This window comes from Actinosynnema sp. NPDC023658, assembly GCF_040639995.1.
Taxonomy (GTDB): Bacteria; Actinomycetota; Actinomycetes; order Mycobacteriales; family Pseudonocardiaceae; genus Actinosynnema.
This window is the reverse complement of record NZ_JBFAAX010000477.1, coordinates 1-4,529: the sequence shown is the minus strand read 5'-3', so window position 1 is coordinate 4,529 and position 4,529 is coordinate 1. Positions and strand designations below refer to the sequence as shown.

Here is a 4,529-nt window from a genome sequence, read left to right as displayed (position 1 = left end):
ACGGCCACCCCACGCGGTGGCTCGCACCCTGGCGTCCCGACCGCTCCCCCATCACCGACTGGACCTCCCACGACGCGGCACGGGAAGCCGCCGAGCACCATCACGCCCTGACCGCCGAAGCCCGCATGCGGCCACCCCTGACCGGCGCCTGGCCCGACGCGCTGGCCAACGCCTACCGACACCGTATGACCGAGATCTACTCCGCCATGCCCCACGGTTATGTCCTACCGCCCGACCTCGCCCCACTGGGCTACGAACACCAGGACGCCATCGCCGCCCTCGCCCACGGCTACCTCGAACACCTCCCCGCGTCGCACATCGACGCGGCGGAGACCACGCACGTGCACAGTCCCTGACGAGCCTCGCTCGGCTCACATGGGGAGTCGCAGGCCCGCTCCGCCCCATGTGACCCGTCAGGCGTCAAGTCATGCCCGTTCGAGGGAACACGCTGTCCTGCCGGAGATCATTCTGGTTACCTGCCGTGTGCCGGTGCTGTGTCCGCGTTCGAAGGCGGGAGCGTGACCATGTCCTCCACCACGCGGATCCGGATCGACGGAGATGTCCTGCTGCTGGGCGCCGGTTCGGTATCGCAGTGCCTGCAACCGCTCCTGTTGCGGCACCTGGACATGACGTTCGACCGGCTCACGGTGATGGACGGCGAGGACAAGCGCGACCAGTGCAAACAGCTCCTGGCCGCCGGTGCCCGCTACGTCCGCTACCAGCTCACACCCGACAATCTCGCCCGCACCCTCGACGAGCACCTCGCCCGCGGTGACATCCTGATCAACCTGGCGTGGGGCGCCGGCACCCAGGACATGGTCGAGTGGTGCCACGACCACGAGGTCCGCTACCTCGACAGCTGCCACGACCACTGGGCGCTCCCCGACGGCCCGGCAGACCCCGCAGTGCCGACCCTCCGGGCGATGCACCGCGCCCTGCGCACGACCGCGGCCCGGTGGACCAGCCCCGCACCGACCGCGATCGTGGACCACGGCGCCAACCCCGGCCTGGTCAGCCACTGGACCAAAGTCGCGCTGGAGGACCTCGCCACCGCGATGACCACCTCGCCGGAACAGCTCCCCGCACCATTGGCACCGACTCGACGGGCGCTGCTGGAAAAGGCGCTGGCCGACGGCGACCACGCCCGCCTGGCGATGCTCACCGGCACCAAGGCGATCCACATCAGCGAACGCGACACCCAGATCAGCCACCGCCCGAAGCAGGCCGGCGAGTTCGTCAACACATGGTCGGCCGAGGGTCTGCACGAAGAAGCCACTGCGCCTGCGGAACTGTGCTGGGGAACCCATGAAGCGGCGCCACCGCCCGGCGCGGTGCTCGATGAGGGCTACCTGCGACTACCCCGATCCGGCATGGCGACCCGGGTCCGCTCCTGGGTGCCCTCCGGCGGCCCGATCCTCGGCCTGCTCATCCAGCACGGTGAGGTGGTCACCATCGGCGACCACCTCACGATCCGTGACGGCGACGACGTGAGGTACCGACCGACGGTGCACTTCGCCTACCGCCCCTGCGACGACGCCCTCGCCTCACTGCACGAGTGCCACGCGAACGGATCCACCCTGCAACCCCGACGACGCGTCATGACCGACGACATCACCAGCGGCATGGACGAACTCGGAATCCTGCTGCTCGGCCACGACCTCGGCGGCTGGTGGACCGGCTCCCAACTCACCATCGAGCAGACCAGGGACCTCGTCGGGGCGCACAACGCCACCACCCTCCAAGTCGCGGCCTCACTGCTGGCCGCGATCTTGCACCTGGTACGGCACCCCGACCAAGGACTGCGCGTGCCCGACGACCTGGACCACCGCGAAGTGCTCGCCGTCGCAACCCCCTACCTCGGCGACTGTCCCTCCGTCCGAGCCGACTGGGCACCAGCCTCGGGCACCTGCCGGTTTTCCGACTTTCTCGCTCCGTAGAGCTTCTTCACACCTCGGCAGCCGGCCACTGCGCACACGATCCGCCCGGCAAGGAAGGAATGGCTCCGACCATGTACGAAGCGCGACCGAGCCCGATCGGAGGACTGGGACTGTTCGCCACCCGGACGATCCGCCGCGGCACCGTGTGGTGGCAGCCCGATCCCTCGCAGGTGATCCTCCTGACCAGGCGCCAGTACCAGGTCGTCACCCGCTCCACGCCCTCGCCGCTGTCCTCCGCGCTGATCGAACCGTTCCTGCACTTCGGCTACTACGACCGCGACCTGGACGCCATCATCGTCGCGCTGGACGACACCCGGTACGTCAACCACAGCCCCACCCCCAACTCCGGACCCACCGAGCCACCACACCCGTTCCGGGCACTCGCGCTACGCGACATCGCCCCCGGCGAGGAGATCGTCGAGGACTACACCGCCTACGACCACTGCCCCTGGGCACAGATGGACCTGTCCTACACCCACGACCTGCAACACGCGACCTTCGACGTCCAGACCGACGCCAACTCGGATACCGGCGCCATGACCGATGGTCCCCACGCCCACGCGACGCCTCGCCACTCCCGATGAACCGTGGAGTGCACCGGTCCAGGCGGCACTCCAGTCCACACCGGAAGCCGCGATCCTCCGCAGACTCCCCATGGACGAAGCAGTCCCGCGGTCACGACTTCGAGGTCAGGCCCAGCGCAACACAGAGCCCACATGCTCGGCGAGGTCCGACCGGACAGCGGCCATGTGCACGTCGGTCACCGCAACCGCGCTCGAAGGTGCCTGGACATCAGGTTCGTGGCCAGTCCGGGCCGGTGTGGTGCCGGTGCCACCCGCGCCGGTCGCCGAGCCGCTCGTCCTGACTGCTGCGGTAGGTCCTGGCGCGTGCGGAGTCTTGAGGGATGCCGTGTAGCGCGTCGATGCGCGGCAGCGTGTCGCGGAGCAGCTGCCTGCCGTACGCCATCGAACGCTGCCAGACATCGCGGACCTCGTCGACGTGCGGCCAGATCGGGAACACCACCTGCGCGATGACCGGCCCGGTGTCGACGCCCTCGTCGACCTCGTGAATAGTCACGCCATGGCAGGACTCACCGTTGACCAGCGACCAGTTCGCCGGTCGCACACCCCGGTACTCCGGCAACCTGCCCGGGTGGCAGTTGATCACCCTTCCACTGCCCTCGATCAACTCCCGACCGATGATCCTGTTGTAGAGCACGCTCACGACCAGATCGTGGCCCTCACCGACCAGTTCCCGCCAATCACCGGAACGAACAAGCCGAGCACGAGGCCAGCGCCTGGGCGCCTCGACGGACAGACACACGTCCCAGTCAGGCTCGACATCGTTGGGCACCACCGCCGACAGCGTCCAACCGTCGACTCCGGACACCACCTCGCACGCGTGCAACGCCAGCCCGCCCTTGCCCAACACGGCAACGCTCTTCATACCGATGAACACCTACCAGAAACCACATCACCGCGCAGGCAACCCGAGCCCGTACGAACCTCATTGACCTGTCCGTGCCCACCAGAACGGTGAACCGCAAGGGCATCGAAGAAGATCAACCACCGGTTCGACCCTTTAAGATCAACCGCGACAGGGCTCCACGGTGAACTGACCTGCCTCGCAGCAGGACGCCGAGGGCAGCAGCTGGTGCTGGATCTCCGCGGCCAGGCTCATCGTGGTGGTGCGGCGACCGGTGTGGTAAAGGTCGGTGAAGCGGCGGTCGGTGAGGATGACGTAGGCCAGCGCGTGCGCGGCCTCCCCCAGCTGCGCCAGCACGTCCTCGTCGAGGCTGGACACGGTCGCTTCCAGCACGCCGACGCAGTCGCCGCGGTTGGTCACCGGCAGCACGACCCGCACCCCGTCGCCGTCTTGGTCCTGCCACGGCTGCTGCGTGCGCAGCACCTCTTCGTAGGCGCTGCCCCGCAGGTCGACGCGCTCCGCGTCGCGCCCGTCCGGATCCAGCGAGGTCGACGTCAGCCGCACCAACCGCTCGTCGACGAGGTCGGTCAGCAGGTACGACACGTCGAAGGCCCCGAACCGCTTCGCCAGGTCCCGGGCGACGACCTCGACCGACTCGCCCAGCGGCGCGCTCTCCGCCGCCGCCAGCACGTCACCGGTTCCCACCACGCCACCGTCCACGGCGACCTCCGACCACTCGGGCGTTCACCCAACCCAACCGCCCCCATGCCCGAACACAATGCCCGGCTCGTCATCACGACCATGATCGGCACCTCGGTAACGACCTGGCCGTGTAACGCGATCATGACCGCGGAAGATCCGGAGTTCGGGGACGGTGTCGATGACGAGCGCGAAGGTCCAGGAGTGCTCAACCGCGACATGCGGGAATCCGGCAGCGTTCACGACTCGCACCAGACCTGCGTGGTGCACTACCTGCATCGACGACATGCTCCGCACCGGCGGCCTCAAGGCGGTCGAGGCGTTCGTCGCCCCTGACGCATGGTGGTTGACCGAATGCCTGGAATGCGGGGTACATGCCCACTACCGGTTCGAGTACGTACTGCAAAAGAACAGGATCGAAGAGAAGACCTGCAGGGCGTGCTTCTGGTGGCGTTGGGGAGGCCACCA

General features: G+C 68.1%; 6 protein-coding genes. 4 read left to right on the top strand and 2 right to left on the bottom strand.

The genetic code is table 11. The features are described from left to right. From AB0G02_RS29340 to AB0G02_RS29330, 3 genes are all read left to right on the top strand, one after another. On the top strand, positions 1–356 hold a 356-nt coding region (locus tag AB0G02_RS29340), incomplete at its 5' end, for a hypothetical protein (RefSeq protein ID WP_360800144.1). Positions 357–524: 168 nt separating this feature from the next. Beyond that, positions 525–1,937, top strand: a complete 1,413-nt coding sequence (locus tag AB0G02_RS29335) for a saccharopine dehydrogenase NADP-binding domain-containing protein (protein WP_360800141.1) — start codon at positions 525–527, stop codon at positions 1,935–1,937. 71 nt (positions 1,938–2,008) lie between these two features. Further along, positions 2,009–2,521 carry an SET domain-containing protein gene (locus AB0G02_RS29330; protein WP_360800138.1) on the top strand — a complete coding sequence of 171 codons (513 nt, stop codon included), beginning with the start codon at positions 2,009–2,011 and terminating at the stop codon, positions 2,519–2,521. 208 nt (positions 2,522–2,729) lie between these two features. Here AB0G02_RS29330 and AB0G02_RS29325 read toward each other — a convergent pair whose 3' ends face one another. After that, a complete protein-coding gene (locus tag AB0G02_RS29325; protein WP_360800135.1) occupies positions 2,730–3,383 on the bottom strand; it encodes a formyltransferase family protein in 654 nt (217 codons plus the stop codon). 141 nt (positions 3,384–3,524) lie between these two features. Beyond that, a complete protein-coding gene (locus AB0G02_RS29320) occupies positions 3,525–4,070 on the bottom strand; it encodes a hypothetical protein (RefSeq protein WP_360800132.1) in 546 nt (181 codons plus the stop codon). Between the two features lie 277 nt (positions 4,071–4,347). On the opposite strand from AB0G02_RS29320, the gene AB0G02_RS29315 reads away from it, so the two are divergent. Beyond that, positions 4,348–4,529 (top strand): hypothetical protein (locus AB0G02_RS29315; RefSeq protein ID WP_360800129.1); only part of this gene is annotated, 182 nt, incomplete at its 3' end.

What these genes read in the sequence shown, in the direction of transcription:
- AB0G02_RS29335 (WP_360800141.1), top strand. Translation starts at nt 525, where the DNA reads ATGTCCTCCACCACGCGGATCCGGATCGACGGAGATGTCCTGCTGCTG.
- AB0G02_RS29330 (WP_360800138.1), top strand. Translation starts at nt 2,009, where the DNA reads ATGTACGAAGCGCGACCGAGCCCGATCGGAGGACTGGGACTGTTCGCC.
- AB0G02_RS29325 (WP_360800135.1), bottom strand. Translation starts at nt 3,383, where the DNA reads ATGAAGAGCGTTGCCGTGTTGGGCAAGGGCGGGCTGGCGTTGCACGCG.